Origin of the sequence: Nocardia halotolerans (genome assembly GCF_042650145.1) — a bacterium.
Classification (GTDB): Bacteria; Actinomycetota; Actinomycetes; order Mycobacteriales; family Mycobacteriaceae; genus Nocardia; species Nocardia halotolerans.
Genome location: NZ_JBHSDL010000025.1, coordinates 561,503 through 583,142, shown reverse-complemented (window position 1 = coordinate 583,142; position 21,640 = coordinate 561,503). Strand labels below are relative to the sequence as shown.

18 protein-coding genes and 1 tRNA gene are annotated in these 21,640 nt (G+C 68.7%); 9 read left to right on the top strand and 10 right to left on the bottom strand.

Going from position 1 to position 21,640, the window contains the following annotated elements; all coding sequences use genetic code 11:
• The first annotated feature begins 28 nt into the window (after positions 1-28).
• Positions 29-658, top strand: a complete 630-nt coding sequence (locus ACFO5K_RS21240; RefSeq protein WP_378565695.1) for a hypothetical protein — start codon at positions 29-31, stop codon at positions 656-658.
• A 41-nt stretch (positions 659-699) separates the two neighbouring features.
• Here the strand turns inward: ACFO5K_RS21240 and ACFO5K_RS21235 are convergent, their stop codons facing one another.
• Entirely contained in the window at positions 700-822 is a 123-nt protein-coding gene (locus ACFO5K_RS21235; protein ID WP_378565692.1) for a hypothetical protein, read from the bottom strand.
• A gap of 59 nt (positions 823-881) precedes the next feature.
• Here ACFO5K_RS21235 and ACFO5K_RS21230 point away from each other — a divergent pair, with 59 nt between their 5' ends.
• Genes ACFO5K_RS21230 through ACFO5K_RS21220 form a run of 3 tightly spaced genes read left to right on the top strand, consistent with a single transcriptional unit; the run spans position 882 to position 4,324 of the window.
• Positions 882-1,085 carry a heavy-metal-associated domain-containing protein gene (locus tag ACFO5K_RS21230; RefSeq protein ID WP_378565689.1) on the top strand — a complete coding sequence of 68 codons (204 nt, stop codon included), beginning with the start codon at positions 882-884 and terminating at the stop codon, positions 1,083-1,085.
• Positions 1,086-1,101: 16 nt separating this feature from the next.
• Positions 1,102-2,022, top strand: a complete 921-nt coding sequence (locus ACFO5K_RS21225) for a hypothetical protein (RefSeq protein WP_378565686.1) — start codon at positions 1,102-1,104, stop codon at positions 2,020-2,022.
• Between the two features lie 52 nt (positions 2,023-2,074).
• The gene (locus ACFO5K_RS21220; RefSeq protein WP_378565683.1) at positions 2,075-4,324 is read left to right on the top strand and encodes a heavy metal translocating P-type ATPase; all 2,250 of its coding nucleotides are present in this window, start codon (positions 2,075-2,077) and stop codon (positions 4,322-4,324) included.
• A gap of 125 nt (positions 4,325-4,449) precedes the next feature.
• Here the strand turns inward: ACFO5K_RS21220 and ACFO5K_RS21215 are convergent, their stop codons facing one another.
• On the bottom strand, positions 4,450-5,121 hold the full coding sequence (locus ACFO5K_RS21215) for a hypothetical protein (RefSeq protein ID WP_378565680.1): 672 nt from the start codon (positions 5,119-5,121) through the stop codon (positions 4,450-4,452).
• A 314-nt stretch (positions 5,122-5,435) separates the two neighbouring features.
• On the opposite strand from ACFO5K_RS21215, the gene ACFO5K_RS21210 reads away from it, so the two are divergent.
• The gene (locus ACFO5K_RS21210) at positions 5,436-6,860 is read left to right on the top strand and encodes a lipase maturation factor family protein (RefSeq protein WP_378565678.1); all 1,425 of its coding nucleotides are present in this window, start codon (positions 5,436-5,438) and stop codon (positions 6,858-6,860) included.
• Positions 6,861-6,893: 33 nt separating this feature from the next.
• On the opposite strand, the gene ACFO5K_RS21205 is transcribed toward ACFO5K_RS21210, so the two are convergent.
• Positions 6,894-6,965 (bottom strand) — tRNA-Gly (locus ACFO5K_RS21205).
• 194 nt (positions 6,966-7,159) lie between these two features.
• On the opposite strand from ACFO5K_RS21205, the gene ACFO5K_RS21200 reads away from it, so the two are divergent.
• Positions 7,160-7,582, top strand: coding sequence for a hypothetical protein (locus tag ACFO5K_RS21200; RefSeq protein WP_378565675.1), 423 nt, complete (start codon positions 7,160-7,162; stop codon positions 7,580-7,582).
• A gap of 174 nt (positions 7,583-7,756) precedes the next feature.
• Here ACFO5K_RS21200 and ACFO5K_RS21195 read toward each other — a convergent pair whose 3' ends face one another.
• Entirely contained in the window at positions 7,757-8,518 is a 762-nt protein-coding gene (locus ACFO5K_RS21195) for a lysophospholipid acyltransferase family protein (protein ID WP_378565673.1), read from the bottom strand.
• Positions 8,519-8,721: 203 nt separating this feature from the next.
• Between ACFO5K_RS21195 and ACFO5K_RS21190 the strand changes: the two genes are divergently transcribed.
• Positions 8,722-9,624 carry a hypothetical protein gene (locus ACFO5K_RS21190; protein WP_378565670.1) on the top strand — a complete coding sequence of 301 codons (903 nt, stop codon included), beginning with the start codon at positions 8,722-8,724 and terminating at the stop codon, positions 9,622-9,624.
• Positions 9,625-9,666: 42 nt separating this feature from the next.
• Positions 9,667-11,202 carry a Rieske 2Fe-2S domain-containing protein gene (locus ACFO5K_RS21185; protein WP_378565667.1) on the top strand — a complete coding sequence of 512 codons (1,536 nt, stop codon included), beginning with the start codon at positions 9,667-9,669 and terminating at the stop codon, positions 11,200-11,202.
• A 53-nt stretch (positions 11,203-11,255) separates the two neighbouring features.
• Here ACFO5K_RS21185 and ACFO5K_RS21180 read toward each other — a convergent pair whose 3' ends face one another.
• The 6 genes from ACFO5K_RS21180 to ACFO5K_RS21155 all read right to left on the bottom strand — a co-directional run bounded on the left by ACFO5K_RS21180 (position 11,256) and on the right by ACFO5K_RS21155 (position 19,948).
• Positions 11,256-12,299, bottom strand: a complete 1,044-nt coding sequence (locus ACFO5K_RS21180) for a Gfo/Idh/MocA family protein (protein WP_378565664.1) — start codon at positions 12,297-12,299, stop codon at positions 11,256-11,258.
• A 66-nt stretch (positions 12,300-12,365) separates the two neighbouring features.
• The gene (locus ACFO5K_RS21175; RefSeq protein WP_378565661.1) at positions 12,366-14,294 is read right to left on the bottom strand and encodes a serine/threonine protein kinase; all 1,929 of its coding nucleotides are present in this window, start codon (positions 14,292-14,294) and stop codon (positions 12,366-12,368) included.
• Positions 14,291-16,156 carry a serine/threonine-protein kinase gene (locus ACFO5K_RS21170; RefSeq protein ID WP_378565658.1) on the bottom strand — a complete coding sequence of 622 codons (1,866 nt, stop codon included), beginning with the start codon at positions 16,154-16,156 and terminating at the stop codon, positions 14,291-14,293. Before ACFO5K_RS21170 ends, ACFO5K_RS21175 begins: the two co-directional genes overlap by 4 nt.
• On the bottom strand, positions 16,153-17,313 hold the full coding sequence (locus ACFO5K_RS21165) for a DUF7373 family lipoprotein (RefSeq protein WP_378565655.1): 1,161 nt from the start codon (positions 17,311-17,313) through the stop codon (positions 16,153-16,155). Before ACFO5K_RS21165 ends, ACFO5K_RS21170 begins: the two co-directional genes overlap by 4 nt.
• A gap of 80 nt (positions 17,314-17,393) precedes the next feature.
• Positions 17,394-19,298 (bottom strand): serine/threonine-protein kinase, encoded by a 1,905-nt coding sequence (locus ACFO5K_RS21160; RefSeq protein WP_378565652.1) that lies wholly within the window; start codon positions 19,296-19,298, stop codon positions 17,394-17,396.
• Between the two features lie 98 nt (positions 19,299-19,396).
• On the bottom strand, positions 19,397-19,948 hold the full coding sequence (locus ACFO5K_RS21155; protein ID WP_378565649.1) for a TetR/AcrR family transcriptional regulator: 552 nt from the start codon (positions 19,946-19,948) through the stop codon (positions 19,397-19,399).
• Positions 19,949-20,081: 133 nt separating this feature from the next.
• Between ACFO5K_RS21155 and ACFO5K_RS21150 the strand changes: the two genes are divergently transcribed.
• Positions 20,082-21,554, top strand: coding sequence for an aldehyde dehydrogenase family protein (locus tag ACFO5K_RS21150; protein WP_378565646.1), 1,473 nt, complete (start codon positions 20,082-20,084; stop codon positions 21,552-21,554).
• The last annotated feature ends 86 nt before the right edge of the window (positions 21,555-21,640 follow it).

Sequence of the window (21,640 nt, the reverse complement as noted above, 5' to 3'; positions counted from 1 at the left end):
GTGCTCATCCGAAAGCCGGCTGCTTAGCGTGGGTTCGACCCTCACCTATCCGTTGACCGTCACCTGCGGCACTCTCGTGGTCATCGCCGCGTGGGTACCCTACGCCGACCTGGACCAGTTGAGTGCGCTGGTTGTGGTCGCACTGGCGGTGCTGGTGTACACGGGTTATCAGGTGGGTTTCGCGTTCGGACTTGTGCCCACCGGGCTGAGTGTGCCCGGCACGCCGCGGGGCAGGCGAGTTCGGCAGCAACATCGGCTCGTGAGCCGGTCGTGGTTGGAGATCGGCGATGAGGACCGGGTGGTGTGGTTGCCGGTGTTCTACGATCCGGCGCTGGTCACGCTCACCCCGACCGAACTGGAAATCTCCGGCTCCACCGTCCGGGCGGGTGATGTCCGCTGCTACCCCGCTGGACGAGTGCGCACCACCGAACCGCCGGGCAAGCTCATCGACAACCCGTCCCGCCCGGCGGCTCCGCCCACTTTCGGCACCGCCCGCCGCCTGCTCCTCGACCTGCAGCCGGCCATCGCGGCCCCTTTCGCCGGCCTGCTGTGGGTCTACGTGATGAACGGCGGCCTGCCCGCCTTCGTCGCGGCCACCATCGTCGCCGCGGCCACTTTCACCTGGCTCTGCGCCATCCGCGGCTCCGATCCCAGCTGAGCCGGTCCGATTGATCCTCATGCTCGAGGCTTGACGGTAATTCACCACAGGAACTCCCCGAAGCCCTCGCCGTCTACGGTGCCGCCGCGTTGCTCGGTGGTTTCGTCGCCCTCCAGGCTCGTCGCCGGCCTGGTGGTGCTGGCCCGGCGGCCGGCGGCACGCACACTTGACAACTTACCCTAGGGGGGTATGGTAACCACAAGACGACACGAGGAGAACAGACATGAGCACCACCACTGTCACCGTCACCGGCATGACCTGCGGTTGCTGCACCAACAAGGTCCGCGACAAGGTCGGCGCCCTGCCCGGCGTCACCGGTGTCGATGTCGACCTGGCCGACGGGAAGGTCACCATCGAAGGTGAGACGCCCGAAGGCACCGCCCTCGCCGACGCCGTCACCGCGGCCGGCTTCCAGCTCGCAGACTGACAGGGAGCGTCCCCCGATGAACGCAACAGGCAAGTTCGCCGGATTCACCCTCGGCCTCGCGGCGGTCTTCGGGATCGCACTCACCGTCGGCGCCCTGGCCGGTCCGGAACCCACCGAACCGGCCGGGCACGGCGAACACGCGGCGGCGGCACCGTCGACCGAGCTGCCCGGCGGCCTGCTGGTCACCGACCAGGGCTACACCCTGGACCTCGACCAGCCGAACACCGAGACCGCCACGCGGCAGGCGATCAGCTTCCGCATTCTCGACGCGACCGGCGCACCGGTCACCGAGTACCAGACCAGCCACGACAAGGACCTGCACCTGATCGTGGTGCGTCGCGACATGGCCGGCTTCCAGCACGTGCATCCGGTGCTGGACCAGGCAGGCACCTGGACCGTCCCGCTGAACCTGAGCCGAGCCGGGGACTACCGGGTGTTCGCCGACTTCACCCCGGCCGGCGGCGAGAACCTCACCCTCGGCGCCGACCTGCGGGTGGCCGGCAACTACGACGTCCGCGCCCTGCCCGCACCGGCGAAGACAGCGAAAGCCGGCGACTACACGGTGACCCTGGACGGCACGGTCAGCCCGGGCGTGACCTCGAAGGTGACACTGTCGGTCAGCCGCGACGGCACCCCCGTCGACGACCTACAGCCCTACCTCGGCGCTTACGGTCACCTGGTGGCGCTGCGGGCAGCGGACCTCGCCTACCTGCACGTTCATCCCGAAGGCGCGCCCGGCGACGGCAGCACCCCCGCCGGTCCCGGCATCGACTTCATGGTGAACGCCCCGAGCGCGGGCGACTACCGCCTGTTCCTGGACTTCCAGCACCGGGGCGTGGTGCGCACCGCCGAGTTCACCGTCCGAGTCGCCCAGCCGGACGCCACCGGCGCCGACCGACCGGCGCCGAGCACCGCACCCGCCGACCACGGGCACTGACCCCGAGCAAACGCTCAGCAAGAATAGATACAAGAAACGATCGGAGCATCCCATGACCACCGTGACACGAACACCGGGCACCGGCCAGGTCGAACTGGTGATCGGTGGCATGACCTGCGCTTCCTGCGCCAACCGGATCGAGAAGAAGCTCAACAAGCTCGACGGGGTCACCGCCACGGTCAACTACGCCACCGAGAAGGCGCGCGTCGACGTCAGCGGTGACGTCTCCCCCGAGGCGTTGATCTCCACGGTCGAGCAGGCCGGCTACACCGCGGCACTGCCCACGACCGAGCGGGACGAGCCGTCCGACACCGCCGAACCCGATCCCACCGCCTCGCTGCGCACCCGTCTGCTGGTGTCGCTGGTACTCACCGTCCCGGTGATCGCGATGGCGATGATCCCGGCGTTGCAGTTCACCAACTGGCAGTGGCTCTCGCTCACGCTGGCCGCGCCGGTGGTGGTCTGGGGCGCGCTGCCGTTCCACCAGGCGGCGTGGACCAACCTCAGGCACGGCGCCGCGACCATGGACACCCTGGTCTCGATGGGCACCCTCGCCGCGTTGGGCTGGTCGCTGTACGCGCTGTTCTGGGGCACCGCGGGCACACCGGGCATGAAACACCCGTTCGAATTCACCATCGCGCGGATGGACGGTTCGGGCAACATCTACCTCGAGGCCGCGGCGGGTGTCACCACCTTCATCCTGGCCGGCCGTTACTTCGAGGCGCGGTCCAAGCGTCGCGCCGGTGCCGCCCTGCGGGCGCTGCTCGAGTTGGGCGCCAAGGACGTGGCGGTGCTGCGCAACGGGGTCGAGACGCGAATTCCGGTGGAGCAGCTGGCCGTCGGTGACGAGTTCGTGGTGCGACCGGGTGAGAAGATCGCCACCGACGGTGTGGTGACCGAGGGCAGCTCGGCGGTCGACGCCTCCATGCTCACCGGTGAATCGGTGCCGGTGGAGGTCGGGGCCGACGACACCGTCACCGGCGCCACCGTGAACGTCGGCGGACGCATCGTGGTGCGGGCCACCAGGATCGGCTCCGACACCCAGCTCGCCCAGATGGCGCAGCTGGTCGAGGACGCGCAGACCGGCAAGGCGCAGGCCCAGCGGCTGGCCGACCGGATCTCGGGGATCTTCGTCCCGATCGTCATCGCCCTGGCCGTCGCCACGCTCGGCTTCTGGCTCGGGACAGGTGGTTCCGTCGCGGCGGCCTTCACCGCCGCCGTCGCGGTGCTGATCATCGCCTGCCCGTGCGCGCTGGGCCTGGCCACCCCGACGGCGCTGATGGTCGGCACCGGTCGCGGCGCGCAGCTCGGCATCCTGATCAAGGGCCCCGAGGTGCTCGAGTCCACCCGCAAGGTCGACACCATCGTGCTGGACAAGACCGGCACCGTCACCACCGGCAAGATGACACTGCTCGAGGTGCTCCCCGCCGCGGGCGAGCCGAGGAACACGGTGCTGGAACTGGCGGGCGCGCTGGAGGATTCGTCGGAGCACCCGATCGCGCAGGCGATCGCCAAGGGCGCGCGCGAGGAACTCGGCAACCTGCCGGCGGTGGAGGGCTTCGCGAATGTCGAGGGCTTGGGCGTGCAGGGCGTGGTGGACGGTCACGCGGTGGTCGTCGGCCGGGCCCGGCTGCTGGCCGACTGGTCGCAGCCACTCGACGACGAGCTGCAAGCCGCGATGGCCGCGGCGGAGTCGACCGGCAAGACCGCGGTGGCGATCGGCTGGGACGGCAAGGCGCGCGGTGTACTCGTGGTCGCCGACGCGGTGAAACCCACCTCGGCACAGGCGATCTCGCAGTTCCGCGAGCTGGGACTCACCCCGATCCTGCTCACCGGCGACAATGCCCGCGCGGCACGAGCCATCGGTGACGAGGTCGGTATCGCCGAGGTGATCGCCGAGGTGCTGCCCCAGGACAAGGTCGACACCGTGAAGCGGTTGCAGGCCGACGGCAAAGTCGTCGCCATGGTCGGCGACGGGGTGAACGACGCGGCCGCCCTGGCCCAGGCCGATCTTGGCCTGTCCATGGGCACCGGCACCGACGTGGCGATCGAGGCCAGCGACCTCACGCTGGTCCGTGGCGACCTGCGCGCGGCGGCCGATGCCATCCGCCTGTCGCGGCGCACGCTGGCCACGATCAAGGGCAACCTGTTCTGGGCCTTCGCCTACAACGTGGCCGCGATCCCGCTGGCCATGGCCGGGCTGCTCAACCCGATGCTGGCCGGCGCCGCGATGGCGTTCAGCTCGGTGTTCGTGGTGAGCAACAGCCTGCGCCTGCGCCGGTTCAAGTCGACGGCGCAGTAGTTCGATGCGACACGGCGGGGCGGCAGTCTTCTGCCGCCCCGCTTCGGCATATTCCGGAGAGTCTGCTGGTCGGCGGAGATGGTGAACCCGTGCTCACCCGCGTCATTGCACGTTCAGACGGGGTCTCAAAACGTGTGCTGGTTATCGGCGGAGATGGCGAACCCGTGCTCCCCGCCGACACAGCGGACCCCCTGCGACGACGAACTGCACGTGAACCCATCGACTGTCAGGGACTCGCCGTAGTTGAGCACCGCGCCACCGGCTCCGGAACCGTCCTGCGGAATGCCGACGAAGATGCCCTGGCTGGTGCACAGGAATTCCGTTTTGCCCTGATACAGGTGCACGGCGACCTTGCGGTTGGGCGCGTCGGTGCAGTCCGGCAGCTTCGGCGTGATGTAGTTCGCCTTGCCGAGCTGACAGCCGACCCCGTAGGGGGCCGTGGCGAGGATGCCGCACATGATGTTCCCGGTCGGAGACTGGAAGTAGTGGCCACCGTCGAGCTGATACTTCCCCGCACCGACGGGGGTGAAGCCACCGTCGGTGGGCGCCGAGCCGTCATCCGGCACCGCGGTGGGATCCGGCGCCGAGCCGTCATCCGGCACAACAGACGGATCTTGGCCGCCCGGGGTCCCGGCATCCGGCGTCCCGGCATCCGGCGGGCCGGTCGGCTGGGCGGTGCCCGGCGCGCCGGACGGCTGGGCGGTGGTGCCCGGCACGGTCGAACCCTGGTCGGTGCCGCAAGCGGCGAGCCCCCCGGTCAGAGCCACTACAGCCGCCACCATGATCACTGCTCGCATGAAACCTTCTCCGCTCGTTGGCATCCCGATCTACTATCGAATCGCATACAAGGGGATTCGTTGTTACGCCGAACTACCGAATATGCCTATGGGGCGAGTACCGGTGACCGGCCCAGTTCGGTGATCTGCTCACCCAGCAGATGTATCGGACACCGTCGGCCGACTTCGCCTCGAGGCCGGTCCTCGCTGCCGGATCGACGCTGACCTGTGGGGCGCGCTACTCGACGGCACCGGGCTCGAGCCACCCTGGATTTCGTCGGACCGATCGGGGTATGCCCTCCGTGCGGGACGTCGACCACCGGGAGCACACACGCATGGAGTGGTTCACGGCACCGGAATACTGGCAGGGCAGGCTGATCTTCCAGCGCGGCCTGGCGGTGATCTACGCCTTCGCGTTCCTCACCGCGGCGCAGCAGTTCCGCGCGTTGCTCGGCGAACGCGGGATGCTGCCCATTCCGCGTTATCTCGCCCGTACCCCGTTCCGCCGGTCGCCGAGCCTGTTCCACCTGCACTACTCGGATCGCTTCTATGCCGTCATCGCCTGGACAGGCGTGGTGCTGGCCGTCGCTGTCGTCGTCGGCGCCGCTGATCTGGTGCCGCTGTGGGCGGCGATGGCGATGTGGTTCGCGCTGTGGGTGCTGTACCTGTCCATCGTCAACGTGGGACAGCTGTGGTACTCCTTCGGCTGGGAATCGTTGCTGCTCGAAGCCGGGTTTCTGGCGATCTTCCTCGGCAACGACACCGTCGCGCCGCCGCTGCTGGTGCTGTTGGCCGTGCGCTGGCTGCTGTTCCGGGTGGAGTTCGGGGCCGGGCTGATCAAACTGCGCGGCGACCGGTGCTGGCGCGACCTGACCTGCCTGTACTACCACCACGAAACCCAGCCGATGCCCGGTCCGCTGAGCTGGTTCTTCCATCACCTGCCGCGCCCGCTGCACCGGGTGGAGGTGGCGGCGAACCATTTCGCCCAGCTCGTTGTGCCGTTCGCGCTGTTCGCGCCGCAGCCGGTGGCGAGCGTGGCCGCGGTCATCATCATCGTCACCCAGCTGTGGCTGGTGCTGTCGGGCAATTTCGCCTGGTTGAACTGGGTGACCCTGCTGCTGGCGACCACCGCCGTCGACGCGCGGACCTACGCGGTACTGCCCGACGCGCCACCGGTGTCCGCGCCGCCGGGGTGGTTCGTCGGTGCCGTGTTCGGGTTCGTCGCGCTGGTGGTGGTGCTCAGTGTCGGGCCGGTGCGCAACATGATCTCGGCCGAGCAGCGCATGAACGCCTCGTTCGACCCGTTGCACCTGGTCAACACCTACGGTGCCTTCGGGACCATCGGCCGCGTGCGCTACGAGATCGTGTTCGAGGGCACCGACGACACCCGGCTCACCGAGGAGACGGTGTGGCGCGAATACGGGTTCAAGGGCAAACCCGGTGACGTGCGGCGCGTACCGCCCCAGTGGGCGCCCTACCACCTGCGACTCGACTGGCTGATGTGGTTCGCGGCGCTCTCGCCCGCCTACGCGCGCGGGTGGATGATGCCGTTCGCCGCACGGCTGCTGCGCAACGACCCCGACACCCTGCGGCTGCTGCGCCACTGCCCGTTCCCCGACGCGCCCCCGCACTACCTGCGCGCCCGCCTCTACGAGTACCGGTTCAGCACACCGGCCGAGCTGTCCCGCCGGCGAATATGGTGGCGGCGCGCGCTGATCAGCGAATTCCTGCCGCCGCTCACCCGCGAACAGCTCACATGAGAAAAGCCCGGCACCTGGCCGGGCTTTTCGTTGAGCGGATGACGAGATTCGAACTCGCGACCCTCACCTTGGCAAGGTGATGCGCTACCACTGCGCTACATCCGCGTGCACTCGACGTCCGATCCGGCTGAAGCGGGGACTTCGTGGTGCGAGAAGAGACTTTAGCGTGTCGACCCCCGAACTACGAAATCCAGCTCCCGAGCAGCACCGTTAAGCGTTCCCCAAGAATGCGGAAGTGACTGCCCGGCACAGTGATTCACAGCTCGGCAGGCGCTGGGCGCAACAACGGGAGGAACCCGATGAAGACTCTTGGAGGCATCGCGGCCGCGATCGCTGTGACGGTGACGACAGTGCTCGGCGCCGCACCCGCGAACGCCGACTTCACCGACCCGGTGGAGATGACCGACAACGGCGAGAACACCGAGGCGGGCGGCTTCGGCGAATACGCCGTCGACCTGCACCACCCCCGGTCGTGCCTGGTGGTGCAGAACCATCGGGCCGGGCGGGTCACGCTCCGGTTGAACTACCCGGTCAGCAAGGGCAAATGGACCTTCCGGCACAACACTGTGGGCGTACTCACCTACAAGAACCGGGTGGTCACCTCACCCTCGGGCCGCTGGAGCGTGCGAACCAACCCGCCGATCGTGTTCACCTGGGTCTACGACGCCAACATGAACACCCGCAAGGGCTGCAACGGCTCGTGGGTGCTCACGATGAACTGACCGCGAGCCCGGAGCACGGTCGGGGTGCTCCGGACTCGCCGGCGGTTGTCGCGCGGCGGCAGCGCAGGCCGTGCGGTGGTCGGCGACCGATACGGCGTCACCGCGAGCGGGCGTTCGTCGGCGCCGAGCCCGCCCGGGCCGACGTCGGACCGGCCGGCGTCACCGAAGCCGGTGTCAGCCCTGCGGCTCTCCCGGCTCGGCGGCCTTGCGAGCCAGCCGTTCGGCCGCTTCGGCATCGTCGAGCGCGGTGGCTTCTTCGAGCGAAGGCGCGCTGCCGCCCAAACGCTTCGGGACCCAGTAGGCGCCGGGCTCGTGTTCGTAGGACTCCTGCAGGTCGGCGAGCATTGCCTGCATGGTGGTGCGGAGTTCGGCGGTGAGGTCGGCGGCGGGTTCGTAGGGCTGGATGGGCTTGCCGACGGCGATCGAGATGGGGGTGTTGGTGCGGCCGAGGCGCTTCGGGAAGCCCTTGGTCCAGACGCGCTGGGCGCCCCAGATGGTGATCGGGATGATCGGGACGTCGGCTTCGATCGCCATCCGGGCGGCGCCGGACTTGAATTCCTTGATCTCGAAGCTGCGGCTGATCGTGGCCTCGGGGTACACGCCGACGAGCTCGCCGTCGCGCAGGTATTTCACGGCCGATTTATAGGAGTCGGCGCCGGCGGTGCGATCGACGGGGATGTGTTTGAGGGCGCGCATGATCGGGCCGGAGATCTTGTTGTCGAAGACCTCCGCCTTGGCCATGAATCTGATGTAGCGGCCAGGGGTGCGCGCGGGCAGGCCGGCGTAGGTGAAGTCCATGTAGCCGGTGTGGTTGATCGCCACCACGGCCCCACCGGACACGGGAATGTTCTCCGCTCCCTTGACGGTGAACTTGAGACCTTCGAGGAAGAAGACGGTTCGGGCCAGGCCGATGATCGACCGGTAGACGGGTTCCACAATTCAGCTAGCGTAGTCGCAGATCGCCGCTTCCGCCTGTGGCCGCCACCCTCGTGTGCTGCCACCGGCGGTGCGCGGTGGGTGCCCGCGGGACGAATCCGCTTCGCGCGCGGGCCATCCGAACCGGCGAGTTCGCTCGCCGGCGACAGTCACCGCCCGGGTGGAAACACGCGGGTGCCCGGCCGAGGAAGAGGAACGTCGTAGTGGAACGCGCTCAGCTGCCCCCGTGTGCTCCGACCCGCCCCCGCCGCGCCTGTGCGCTGGTCGTGGGCCTGACGCTGTCCGCGGCGCTGATCGCCGGGTGCGACTCGGTCTCGGGCATCCCGGGCGATCCGGCGCCGGAGGCCGCCGCGGACCCGACGAGCACCACCGCGACGCCGGCCCCGGCGATCGCGCCCGGCGAACCCGCCCCGCACACCACCACAGCCCCGCCGCTGCCCGCCGACGCGCCACAGGTCGGGGCGGTCACGGGCCATCCGGAAGCGGTCACGGCGGTGCGTCGCTGGGCCGCGGACCTACGCACCCGGCCGATCACCGAACTGCAGGACGCGTGCTGGACCATTCCACCGCTCACCGTCGCCGAGATGTACGCCGATCCGCCGTCGATCCTCGCCGCGCTCAGCGAGCCCGGCACCGCTACCGGCGACACCGTTACCTGGCGTAACAGCGCCATCACGGTCGCCGTGGACCGCGAGTCCGTCGCCACCGGGTACGCGTGCGGACGGGTGTTCGCCGCCGGTGTCGAGCCCGGTTACAACCAAGCCGACGCCCGCCACGCCGTGCGCCGCTACCTCGCGCGCGCAACGGGCAAACCTCTCAACCCGGACGACATCGAGGCAACCCACCCCCTGACCTGCAAAGCGAGCCCCGAAACCTGGGATCCCGAAGGCACCGGCAACCCCACAGCACCCCCGCTGGCGACCGACTCGGGCAAAGTAGGCAATGTCACCTCCTTCGTCGAACAAGAGCTACGATCCGAGCAGGTTTCCGGCGACTACCTGGCAGTTCAGGTGCCGGTGACCACCTCGCCGGGGGGCACGCGGACGCGCACATTCACCGTCGTACCGACCGCCGAGGGCTACTGCATCGGTGACGTAACGATTTAGCCACTACCCTGGTTGGCTGGTACTGGTAGGAGGAAACAGCTCGTGCAGATCACCAGCGTCGGACATGCCGGCTTCCACATCCGAACCGAGGCCGGGACGATCCTGTGCGATCCCTGGGTCAACCCCGCCTATTTCGCGTCGTGGTTCCCGTTCCCCGACAACACCGAGCTCGACTGGGAAACACTCGGCGATGTCGACTACCTCTACGTCTCACACCTGCATCGCGACCACTTCGACGCCGCGCACCTGCGCAAATACGTCAACAAGGACGCGACGGTCCTGCTGCCCGACTACCCGGTGCCGGATCTGCGCCGCGAACTCGAGGCGCTGGGCTTCACCAAGTTCTTCGAGACCGAGGACTCGGTCAAGCACACCGTCACCGGCCCCAAGGGTTCACTCGACCTCATGATCGTGGCGCTGCGCGCGCCCGCCGACGGCCCGATCGGCGACTCCGGCATCCTCGTCTCCGACGGGGAGACCACCTGCTTCAACATGAACGACGCCCGCCCGGTGGACATGGACGTGATCCACGACGCCTTCGGGCACATCGACATCCACCTGCTGCAGTACTCGGGCGCCATCTGGTACCCGGCGGTCTACGACATCCCGGCGCGCACCAAGGCCAACTTCGGCAAGCAGAAGCGCCAGCGCGGCATGGACCGCGCCCGCTCCTACATCGAGCAGGTCGGCGCCACCTGGGTGGTGCCCTCGGCCGGTCCGCCGGTGTTCCTCGACGACGAACTGCGCTACCTCAACGACGACCGCGGCGAGGAAGGCAACATCTTCCCCGACCAGATGGTCTTCCTCGAGCAGATGGAAATTCACGGCAACACCGGCGGCATCCTGATGATCCCCGGGTCCGTCGCCGACGTGCGCGGCGCCGCGCTCGACCTCGAGCACCCCTTCGACCCGCAGCGGATCTACGGCGACAAGGCCGCCTACATCGCCGAGATGGCCGAACGTTTCGCACCGGTGCTGGCCGCGGAGAAGGCGACCTGGGAAACCGGGGAGGGCTCGCTGCTGGAACCGCTGCGCGAACTGTTCGAACCGATCATGAAGCAGAGCGCGCTGATCAGCGACGGCATCGGCTACCCCGTCGGCCTGGTGATCGGCGAGGAGACGGTGGTGCTGGACTTCCCGCACCGCACCGTGCGCGCGCCGGTCGAAGGTGAGGGCCGCTACCGCTACGGCTTCCGCATCGCCCCCGAACTGGTGCGCACCGTGCTGCGCGACAACGAGCCGGACTGGGTGAACACCATCTTCCTGTCCACCCGCTTCCAGGCGTGGCGCATCGGCGGCTACAACGAGTTCCTCTACACCTTCTTCAAGTGCCTCACCGACGAGCGCATCGCCTACGCCGACGGCTGGTTCTCCGAAGCCCACGACGACTCCGCCGTGATCGAACTCGACGGCTGGGAAGTCCAGCGCCGCTGCCCGCACCTCAAGGCCGACCTCTCCAAATTCGGTGTGGTGGAAGGCAACAACCTCACCTGCAACCTGCACGGCTGGCAGTGGGACCTGGAATCAGGCCGCTGCAAGACCTCCAAGGGCCACGAACTGCGGTCCCGCAAACTCTGACCCGGTGGCACGGGCGGCGCGATCTCGGCGTCGCCCGTTTTCGTTGCCGCCCTTCAGGATTCGGGCGGGGACGCGACGTGGCGGGCGTACTCGAGAATGCGCAGCGTTTCGATCGCGTCGCGCGGGTCTACCGGCACGGGGGCGTCGTCCAGCAGGGCGGCGGCCATGCCCGCGTAGAAGGCCGGGTAATCGCCGGGCAGAGTGGGGATCTCACGCAGGTCTTCGCCCGCGCCGAAGGTCCCCCACTTGTCGGCTGACACCGCACCCCAGCGTTCTCGGTCGCCCGGGCGCAGACCGGCGCGCAGGTCGTCTTCCTGAGGGTCCAGGCCGAACACGGTGTAGCCGTTGGTGGATCCGAGCACGCGCAGGCGCGGGCCCAGTTGGGGCGCGACGGCACTCATCCACAGCTGTGACCGGGTGCCGTTGGCGTGGGTGAGGGCGACGAAGGCGTCGTCGTCGGTTTGCACGTCGGGGCGGCGGTGATCGAGTTCGGCGTAGACCTCGACGACCGGCCCGAACAGGGTCAGCGCCTGGTCCACGAGGTGACTGCCCAGGTCGAACAGGATGCCCGCCCCGGCCTCGGCCGCACCGACCTCACGCCACCCGCCCTTGGACACCGGGCGCCAGCGCTCGAACCTGGACTCGAACCGCCGCACCGTACCGAGCTCACCCGCTTCCAGCAGCGCGCGCACGGTCAGGAAGTCGTTGTCCCAGCGCCGGTTCTGGAACACACTCAACGGCAGATCAGCCCGCTCGGCCGCCGTGACCACCGCCTCGGCCTCGCCCACCGTCACCGCGAAGGGCTTGTCCACCACCACCGGCAACCCCGCGGCCAGCGCCTGCAACGCCAACTCCGCGTGCGTGCGATTCGGGGTGGCGATCACCGCCAGATCGACGTCCTCGTCCCCGGCGAACATCTCCGCCGCCGACCCCCACACCCGCACCCCCGGATGCTCGGCCCGCGCCTGCGCGGCCCGCTCCGCCGACGAAGTCACCACCGCCGCCACCCGCATCCGCGGCTCCGCGGCGATCAACGGCGCATGAAACACCGACCCCGCCAACCCGTACCCGACAACCGCAACCCCGAGCTCATCCATCGCTACCCCTTCGTTGGTGGTCTCCGCGATCGAGTATCCACCCGGGCCCGGCAGGGGTGGGGATCCTCACCGATCCGGCAGTTTCCGCACCGCCCGGTGCAGGAAGTCCTCGGCCAGGGCGCAGTAGTCGTTGCGGAAGCCGTCGGCGCCCTGCACCTCCACCTCCACCGATTCCTCCGATTGTGGGGTGCGATAGGCGCGCGTGCACTTGGACCTGGAGCTGATGGAATCGGTGTACATTTCGACGCCGTCGACGATGGTGTCCGCCACCTTCGGGTCCGAGGTGTAGAGACTGGTGCGCGCCAGCTTCAAGCTCAGTTGCAGGCGCGCGTCCCACTGACAGGTGTGCGCGTCGGCGATGGTGGGTTCCGGTGGCAGGATGCCGATCTCGGCCGCGACGGTATCCCGGTCGAGCAGCGTGCACGGATCCAGGGCGGCCAGCGACGACTCCCGGTTCTCGGCGCGGGGCGCGGTCGTCAGCGATCGGGCGATGTTGGCGGCCAGGTAATCGACGCCCGCGCAGTTCTCGTCCTTCATGCTGTAGGGCAGCCGGAGTTCGATGGCGATACCCGCCGCCTGCTCCGCGCCCGGGCTGGCGATGGCCCTGAGGCAGCTCACCGTGGTGCCGAAGATGATCGGTACGCCGTCGACAACGGTCCGGTGCGGCGTCAGGTACTTGTTCTCCTGTCCGAGGCTCAACGCGATGGTGTAGTCGTCCGCCTCGGCACGGCAACCCCAGGTCGTGCTCGGTTCCAGCTCCCACCGGTCGGCAGGCAGGGCGACCGGGGCGACCGGGACGGAGTCACCGATGGCCGAGGCGAGCCACGGGCAGGCATCGATCCGTCGTAGCTCGGCGATGGTCAGCCCGGTGACCGGACCGGAATCGTTGTTCGTCCCTGTCGCGAAGTAGGTGATTCCCGACAGGGCCAGCAGGAGCACCACGAGCCCACCGGCCGTGCCGACACGCCTGCGGGGAGTCGCCACGCTCCATCCGCTACGCGCGGATTCGATGACACCCCTGGCGAACTCGGCGCAGGCAGTACCGCGGGCAGCGACGACCTCGGCGAACGACCGTGCCGGAATGGGCTCGGGGTCGACGCCGGCGGGCGAGGCGGCCAGCAATGCCGAGATCTCGTGCTGGAGTCGGCCGATGTCGTCGAGCACCGGGGCGGGCCACGGCGCGGCGCCAGTCGGCTGGGCGCCCAGATAGTCCAGAATCTGGCCGGGGGTCGGCCGGGCAGCCGGATCCTTGCGCAGGCACGCGGCGAGCATCTCGAACAGCGGTTCGGGCACTCGGCTCAGGTCGGGCTCGCGCTGGGCGATGTTGAACAGTGTGTACGGCACCGACGGGGCGGCGAACGGGGCAACACCGGAGGCGGCGAACGCCAGGACCGCACCCAGGGAGAACACATCCGAGGCCGGTGTCAGGGGGTGCCCGAGCGCCTGTTCCGGTGACAGGAAGTCCGGGTTGCCGATGGCGGTCGCGGTACCGGTGGCCGCCGGAGTCGACGCGCGACTGATCCCGATTTCACCGAGACGCCCGCTGTCCCTGGTCAACAGGATGGTGTCGGCGCGCAGACGCTGGTGCACCAAACCCGTGGCGTGGACTTCACGCAGCGCGGTGGCGAGCGCACCGGCGAGGGCGCGCACGGCGGGTACGGGCAACGGGCCGTGTGCGGCGACGGCGGCGTCGAGACGCACACCGGGGACGAACACCGAGGCCAGCCAGGGTTTCTCGGCATCCGCGTCGACGTCGATCACGGTCGTGTTGGTAGCGCCGGATACACGCATCGCGGCAACGGCACTGTGCCGCATCCGGATCCGGAAGTCCGGTTCGTCGAGCAGTTCCGGTTGCGCCTGCTGAACGACGACCAGGCCGTCGTCGGGACCGGCAGCGAGCACCGACCGGAAGCCCGCGGCGGATTCGAGCGCGCCGATCACCCGGTAGCGGCCGAAGGTCGGCGGATCGTCGGGGCGCGGTGGGTGGATGGTCATGAGGTGGGCAACTTCGTCAGGGCGGGGGCGAGCACGGTCGCGGCGGTATCGCAGGCGGCTGGCTTCGGCTCTTCCGAGTAGTAGGTGGCCCGCACCTGCTCAGCGCGATCGTCGACGGTCGGGCGGATCATCGCGATCAAGGTGCAGTCATTGGTACCGCTGCTGTCGATGTGGACCTCGCGGCCGGCGATCATGGTCGTCGACCGCACCTTTCCGGTGGTGAGGTCGTCCGGGCGGACAGCATCGTCGAGCTCGAGCCAGAAGTAGCCTTCGTGCCCTGACTGCACGCAGCCGTGCCGCGATCGCGAGCGGGCCTGGTCCCCGACCGCCGCCCGCGTCACGGATACGTCGAGTAGGTCACAGGCGTCGAGCAGGAAGATGGAGTCGGGGCCGTAGTCCTTCAGTGGCGGATTGACCGCCAGCCTGCCCACCACCGCGGCGAGCGCACGTTCGGCCACGGGGCAGGTATCGCCCTCGGTGGACGTCGCGTCGATCGTCAAAGCCATCGGCAGGCCACTCTGGGTCAGCACCGACCGAGAGCAGTTCCTGGACTCCCGGTGCCTGCCGAACACCGGCATCCAGTTGATGGTGCTACCCACCATCTGGGTCGAGCGCACGTCGTCCACTGAATTCCACGTGGTGAGGTCGAATCGCACTTCCCGTCCGGTGTGCTCGCGATAGGAGATCGAGCAGTCGGCCACCAGACCGGGATCGAGGCCGCTCACCGGTGTGCCCAGTTCGCCGAGCACCTCCGGTCCGACCAGTTCGCACATGTCGAGTTGCCGGACCTCCGCATCGGTCAGGGCCAGCGGCGGGTCCTCCATCGCCACCGCCTTGCCGTCGACACCGACACCCCACACCGCGATCCCGGCGAGCACCAGCGTCGACGCCGCAGCCGCCGCGACAACCAGGCGAGGCAATCGCCGCTTCGGCTTCTCGGCTGCCGGGGCCGCCGCGGTCCCGTCGGCCCAAGCGGCCGCCTCGGCGCGGTAGTCGGCGATCCGCCTGCGGATCCGGACCGGCCAGACAGGTTCGGCGTCGATCCGGCTCGCCGCGTCGAGCAGCTGTTCCGGTGTCGGACGAGCGGCCGGATCCTTGGCCAGGCAAGCCTGCACCAGGGTGCGAATCGGCTCGGGAACACCGGTGGTGTCGGGCGAGCTGTAGAGCACGTTGTAGAGCACCTGCGGCGTCGATGCCGCGGCGAACGGACTGCTGGCGGTGGCCGCCATCGCCAAGATCGCACCGACTCCGAACACATCGGAAGCGGCGGTGAGCGTGGCGCATTCGGCCTGCTCCGGCGACATGTAGGCGGGCGAGCCGATCACCGCACCGGTCGCGGTGAGGGTGACGTCGTCCTCGAGTGCCCGGGCGATGCCGAAGTCGATCACCCGGGGGCCCTCGTTGGTGAGCAAGATATTGCTCGGCTTCAGATCACGATGCACCAGACCGGTGCGGTGGATCTCCAGCAGTGCCATCGCCAGGCCGACGGCGAGCAGTTTCAGTCCGCTCACCGTCAACGGGCCGAACTCGTCGACCATGTCCTGCAATGACGGGCCCGCGATGTATTCCGAAGCCAACCAGGGTGTTTCGGACTCAGCGTCGTGGTCGACCACGCCCGCGGTGTACGCGCCGGTGACCTGCTGGGACGCGAGAACCTCCCGCCGGAACCTGGCCCGGAACTCCGGATTCCCGGTGAACTGCCGGTGGATCTGCTTCACCGCGACCAACCGCCCGTCGGGCCCCTGACCCAACAGCACCTGACCCATGCCACCACGACCGATCACGGCCAACAGCCGGTACCGGCCCAGCTGATCGGGATCTTGCGGACCCAGCGGCTTCATCATCTCGTTCCCCGCACTCACCAGGTACCACCAAGCAGCGCGTACTGCGCGGCCGCCTGCTGCCACAGATCGCTTTCCTGGTTGCCGTACATGCGCACGACGAACTCGTTGTGCCGCACCAGACAGGCGAATCGCCTGGGGGCGTCGACGGTTGTCTTCGGTCTGCCCGCGCGATAGCAGGACACGCCATCGAGCTTCGACACAGCAGCCGAGGTCACGGTGTAGTCGTCGGCCAGCAGTGCCTCTTCTTCGCGCTCGGCGAATGTTCGCGCGGCCGCACTGTCACCCGCGCGATGCAGGAACTTGTCGTAGGACACGGCCACCGCGCTGATCTGGGCCTCCTCGAACTCGCGCAGCCGGTCCGCGGGGCGGTCGAGGAGCAGCGCGAAAGACCGCGCCCCGTAGACCATGAAGTCCCATCGGTCGGGCCAGTGGTCGCCGGTCTTCACCACCTTGGTGAGCAGCGCGTCGGCGTCCATCTGCAAGTTCGCCACCTCGGCCGCCGGGGTGGGCACGAAGGTGTCCAGTTCGGCCAGTTGCGCGCGATAGGTGCGGGTGAGCAGGTCGGTCAACACTTCGGCGCGGGGTTCGAGGACTTTCGCGAAGACGCGGATCACCAAGTTCTTCCACACCAACCAGCTGCCCACGGTCGGCACTCCCGGACGCCAATGGCTCAGTGCGGCAGGGAACTCCGGCACCGGCAGCGGAGCGTTCGCGAGGTTGGCTTCGAAGTCCGCGGCAGCCATCGCGCGGGCGGCGGCATCGGCCTGCGCCTCGTCGGGCAGCGCCACGATCACGATCGACAGATACTTTTCCCGCTGCTCGTCGCCTGACACACCGTTGCTGCCGATAGCACCGAACCCGGCGAGCACATCGAACGGGTCCAACGCCATCCGCTGCGCACCCGAGAGCATGTCGTTGACACCACGCACACCGGCCACCACGCCACCGCCCTCGCTGTGCGTCAGATCCGGGTCGATGCGGTCGGCGTAGACCAGCCGTTCACCGATGCGTACCGACTCCACCGCTATTCCGCGGGCGCGGCTCGGCACCTCGTCGTATTCGCCGGCCACCGGCGTCAGGGCGTAGTCACCGTGATCGAGCGCGGGGTCACCGCAGGCCGCGGCGAGCAGGGTGAGCGACAACAATGCCGCAAGCCAAGGCACCCGATAACGCACGAACATCCCCCTTTGGCCACGGCTTACGCCGGGCCCTCCCGAACTCAGTCGTGAAACTATCACCCGTCCACCGAACACCGCTACCGTGCGGGCAAGCGCCCCACGGCCTGCTTCGCCAGCGTTTCGGCCACCGAGCATCGCTCGTCTTCGCCGAGTTCGGGGTCGATGACGATTGTTTCGAGGATCTCGCGGTAGGTCTGACCGATCTTGCGGAACTCGTGGGCACGCCGACATTCATCGACCGCCCGTGACACATGGCCGGGGGTCTCGACCAGCACGCCGTCACCGAGGTCGACCACTTTCGCCCCCAACTGGGGCAGTTGCTGCTGCGGCCGCGACAGCGTGACCCGCACTGTGGTCGCGCCCGGCCATTCGCAGGAGTGCGCGGACTTCGCGACCCCGGCACCCAGCGGGCCGGCCGCCGTGGACACCGAATCGTCCACAAGCGCACAGGGGTCCACCAAGGCGAGCGATTGCTGAGCGTCGGGTGCGCTCGGCAGCTCACCGAGGGTGGCGGTCAGTCGATCTACCACGTGCTCGGCGAGCAGGCATTCGTCGCGGGTGAAGGTGTCCACAGTGATCCCCAAGCGGCTCGCCCGGTCGCCGCCCTCGATCGCGAAAGCGCAGTCCTCGCCCCGGCGCGCGAGCGCATAGCCGTTGGCGACCTGGCCCTCGGAGTCGAACCGGTCCAGGCCGGCGCCGATCTCGACGGCGATCCGGCCTGCGCCCGAGGTGCCGTCGCAACCCCAGCTCGAAGTCGGCAGCCAGCGCCAGGACGCAACCTCCGGCGAAGCCTTCGCGGCGGCTTCGGCGGGCAGTGTCGGGCCGAGGGCCTGCCGCACCCAGGCGCAAGCGTCGGTGCCGCGCAGTTGGTCGACTTCCTGGAGGGTTTCGGTCGGTACCGTCGGAGTAATGGGCGGCGCCGCAGTCTCGGCGGTGCTGTCCCGCAAGGCAACTACTGCGGTCCCGGCCACGATCACGGTGAGCAGCGCTGCGGCGAGGCTCAGTATGAGCACGGGCCTGCGCTTCTTCACCGGGGCGGCACCCGGGGGTGGTGTTGTCGGAATGTGCGCCGGGATGATCTGTGTTGCTTCGGGATCAGAGGTGAGCGCGATCAGCTCTCGGGTCTGGTCAGCGATTTCGTTGTGCACCGGCGCGGGCCAGGGGTGTGGCTGGACCGGCAGCACACCCAGATAGTCCAGGATCTGCGCCGGCGTCGGCCTGGCTTGCGGGTCCTTGCGCAGACAACCCGCGATCAGCTCCCGCAGCTGCGGCGGGACCAGCTCGAGCTGCGGCTCGCTGTGGACGATGTTGAACAGGGTGTACGGCGCCGAGGACGCCGCGAACGGGCTCTTGCCGATGGCGGCCATACAGAGCAGCGAGCCGAGGGAGAAGACATCGCCGGCCGAGGTCACCGGTTCGCTCATCGCCTGCTCCGGTGACATGTACGCGGGCGAGCCGACCACCGCACCGACCTCGGTGAGCGCTGCGCCGCCGCCGACCGTCTGCGCGATGCCGAAGTCGATCACACGCGGCCCGTCGGCGGCGAGAATCACGTTGGCGGGCTTGAGATCACGGTGCACCAGGCCGGTGCTGTGAATCGAATGCAGGGCCGATGCCAGACCGGAGGCCAGCGTGCGCAACGCCGGCACCGGCAGTGGGCCGAGTTCGCGCACGGCCTTGTCCAATGGCACACCGGCGATGAACACCGAAGCGAGCCAGGGGGTGTCACCGCTGGTATCGAAGTCGACGACCGCGGCGGTGAACGCCCCGGACACTCGAGCGGAGATGGCGACCTCCCGCTCGAAACGGGCCCGGAATTCACGATCGTCGAGCAGATGCGAATGAATCTGTTTGATAGCGACGAACCGGCCGTCTGGTCCCGTCGCCAGCACGACGCGGCCCATTCCGCCGGCACCGAGCACGCCGCGTACTCGATAGCGGCCGATCGTCGGCGATTCCGTCGGCGACAGCGGCTCGATCACTGCGGTCCTCCCCCGTTCCACCCCGCCGCGGCGGGTGAGCCCGCAACGCTCGTCGGGCGAGCGGCTGGTTCGTCAGCAACCTAACATCCGGTCACGATTCACCGCGCTACGACGCCGGTGAGGAGGTCCTCCACCAGGGCGTGTAGGTATTCGGGGGTGGCGGGCTCGCCCAGGGCCAGCAGCCGGATCCAGAGGGCGCCGACAGCCGGGTGGAAGAGGCGCTCCGCCGCAACGGGTTCGGCGAGTTCGCCACGGGCGTGGGCGCGGTCGAGGACGGCCTGTTCGCGGCGCAGCCGGTCAGTGAGGAATTGCCTCGTCACCGCGGTGATCTGGGGGTTGCCGCGGGCGATGGCGCCGGCCACCAGCTGGCGGCCGACTTCGGATTCGAGGATGCGGGCGATTCCGCCCAGCGCCGCCACCAGGTCGCCGCGCAGGGTGCCGGTGTCGGCGTCGGGGAACTCGATGGTGTCGGCTTCGCGCACCGCGGCGCCGAGGAGGGCGTCTTTGCCGGGCCACCAGCGGTAGATGGTGGTCTTGTTGACGCCCGCGGCGGCGGCGATGCCTTCGATCGTCATGGCTTCGTAGCCGTGTTCGGTGAGCTGTTCCAGGGTGGCGGCGTAGATCGCCTGGGCGCGGCGGGGGGCGGGCATCGCGGCTCCTCGGTTGGTGGTGGGTGGGGATCCGTCCGGGTCGGCGACGGTCGAGTCAGCGGGTCGAGCGCTACCTAATATACAACGCAACGGTGCGTTGCATTATTGGGTGATCGCGCTTAGCTTGAAAGGCATGACCCGAGAGCTTGTCGATAGCGGAAGTGTTCTCCGATCGGTTGATCCCGTGTACGGAGCGGAAGTGGCGCGATATCCGGTCGCGACCAGGGATGAGGTCGTCGCGGCGGTCGACGGCGCGCGACGGGGCCGGATCGAATGGGCTGGTTTGCCCGCGACTGAGCGGCGGCGGGAGCTGTTGCGCTGGAAACGGCTGCTGCATACGCGGCGGGCGGAGATACTCGCGCTGCTCACCCGCGAGAACGGCAAGGTCGGTGCCGACGCGGAAATCGAATTGACGCTCACGTTGCACCACCTGGACTGGGCGGCACGCAACGCCGGCCGGGTGCTGCGGTCGCGTCGGGTGTCATCCGGGCTGCTCATGGTCAACCAGGCGAGCCGGATCGAGCGCCAACCGTGCGGGGTGATCGGGGTCATCGGGCCGTGGAACTACCCGATGTACACGCCGATGGGGTCGATCTCGTATGCGCTCGCGGCGGGTAACGCGGTGGTGTTCAAGCCGAGTGAGTACACACCGGCGATCGGGCAGTGGCTGGCCGACACGTTCGTCACCGCCACCGGCCGGGCCGGAGTGTTCACGGTGGTTCACGGGCCAGGTGCGACAGGTGCACAGCTGTGCCGGGCAGGTGTCGACAAGCTCGCGTTCACCGGGTCGGCTCCCACCGGGCGGAAAGTGATGGCGGCATGCGCTGAATCGTTGACGCCGGTGCTGATGGAGCTGGGCGGCAAGGACGCGGCGATCGTGGCCGAAGATGCCGACTTGCAGCGCGCCGCCCGGGCGGTCCTGTGGGGAGCGACGATGAACTCCGGGCAGTCGTGCGCCGGGGTTGAGCGGGTGTACGTCGTGGCGGCTGTGGCCGAGCGGTTCCTCGAGGCACTGGCCGAGGCGGCACGGGCGGTACAGGCCGGCCGGGATTGGGGTCCGGTGACCATGCCTGGTCAGCTCGCGACGATCACGCGGCACATCGAGAGTGCGCTGGCCGACGGCGGTACCGCACTGGTCGGCGGGCCGGAGTCGGTGCGTGCGCCGTATGTGGACGCTGTTGTGCTGGTGGACGTTCCGCAGGACTCGGCGGCGATCCGGGAAGAGACGTTCGGGCCGGTGGTGACGGTGAACCGGGTGCCTGACCTCGACACGGCCATCGCTGCCGCGAACGCCGTCGACTACGGGCTCGGAGCGGTGGTGTTCAGCAAGCGCCACGGTGCGTCGATCGCGCAGCGGCTCGAGGTGGGGATGGTGAGCGTCAACGATGTGATCAGCTACGGCGCCGTGCCCGCGCTACCGTTCGGCGGCCACGGTGGGTCGGGATTCGGGCGGATCCACGGAGAAGCTGGATTGTTCGAGTTCACTACGCCGAAATCCACCACCCACAGAAGGTTTCACTTGCCGGTCGAGATCTCGGCGCACAATCGGCGACGACGCGACGAGTGGGCACTGACCGCGATATCCCGGTTGGTCGGCATGCGTTGAACTGGTCGGTGCAACCGGCACATCCCACCTCCGAGGTCACCATGATCGCGCCGAGGGCCCGCTCGGCGAACATCTCGCACAGAGCG

Excerpts from the sequence above, each read along its gene's own strand:
- ACFO5K_RS21230 (WP_378565689.1), top strand. The coding sequence starts at position 882 with ATGAGCACCACCACTGTCACCGTCACCGGCATGACCTGCGGTTGCTGC.
- ACFO5K_RS21225 (WP_378565686.1), top strand. The coding sequence starts at position 1,102 with ATGAACGCAACAGGCAAGTTCGCCGGATTCACCCTCGGCCTCGCGGCG.
- ACFO5K_RS21220 (WP_378565683.1), top strand. The coding sequence starts at position 2,075 with ATGACCACCGTGACACGAACACCGGGCACCGGCCAGGTCGAACTGGTG.
- ACFO5K_RS21215 (WP_378565680.1), bottom strand. The coding sequence starts at position 5,121 with ATGCGAGCAGTGATCATGGTGGCGGCTGTAGTGGCTCTGACCGGGGGG.
- ACFO5K_RS21210 (WP_378565678.1), top strand. The coding sequence starts at position 5,436 with ATGGAGTGGTTCACGGCACCGGAATACTGGCAGGGCAGGCTGATCTTC.
- ACFO5K_RS21200 (WP_378565675.1), top strand. The coding sequence starts at position 7,160 with ATGAAGACTCTTGGAGGCATCGCGGCCGCGATCGCTGTGACGGTGACG.
- ACFO5K_RS21180 (WP_378565664.1), bottom strand. The coding sequence starts at position 12,299 with ATGGATGAGCTCGGGGTTGCGGTTGTCGGGTACGGGTTGGCGGGGTCG.
- ACFO5K_RS21175 (WP_378565661.1), bottom strand. The coding sequence starts at position 14,294 with ATGACCATCCACCCACCGCGCCCCGACGATCCGCCGACCTTCGGCCGC.
- ACFO5K_RS21155 (WP_378565649.1), bottom strand. The coding sequence starts at position 19,948 with ATGCCCGCCCCCCGCCGCGCCCAGGCGATCTACGCCGCCACCCTGGAA.
- ACFO5K_RS21150 (WP_378565646.1), top strand. The coding sequence starts at position 20,082 with ATGACCCGAGAGCTTGTCGATAGCGGAAGTGTTCTCCGATCGGTTGAT.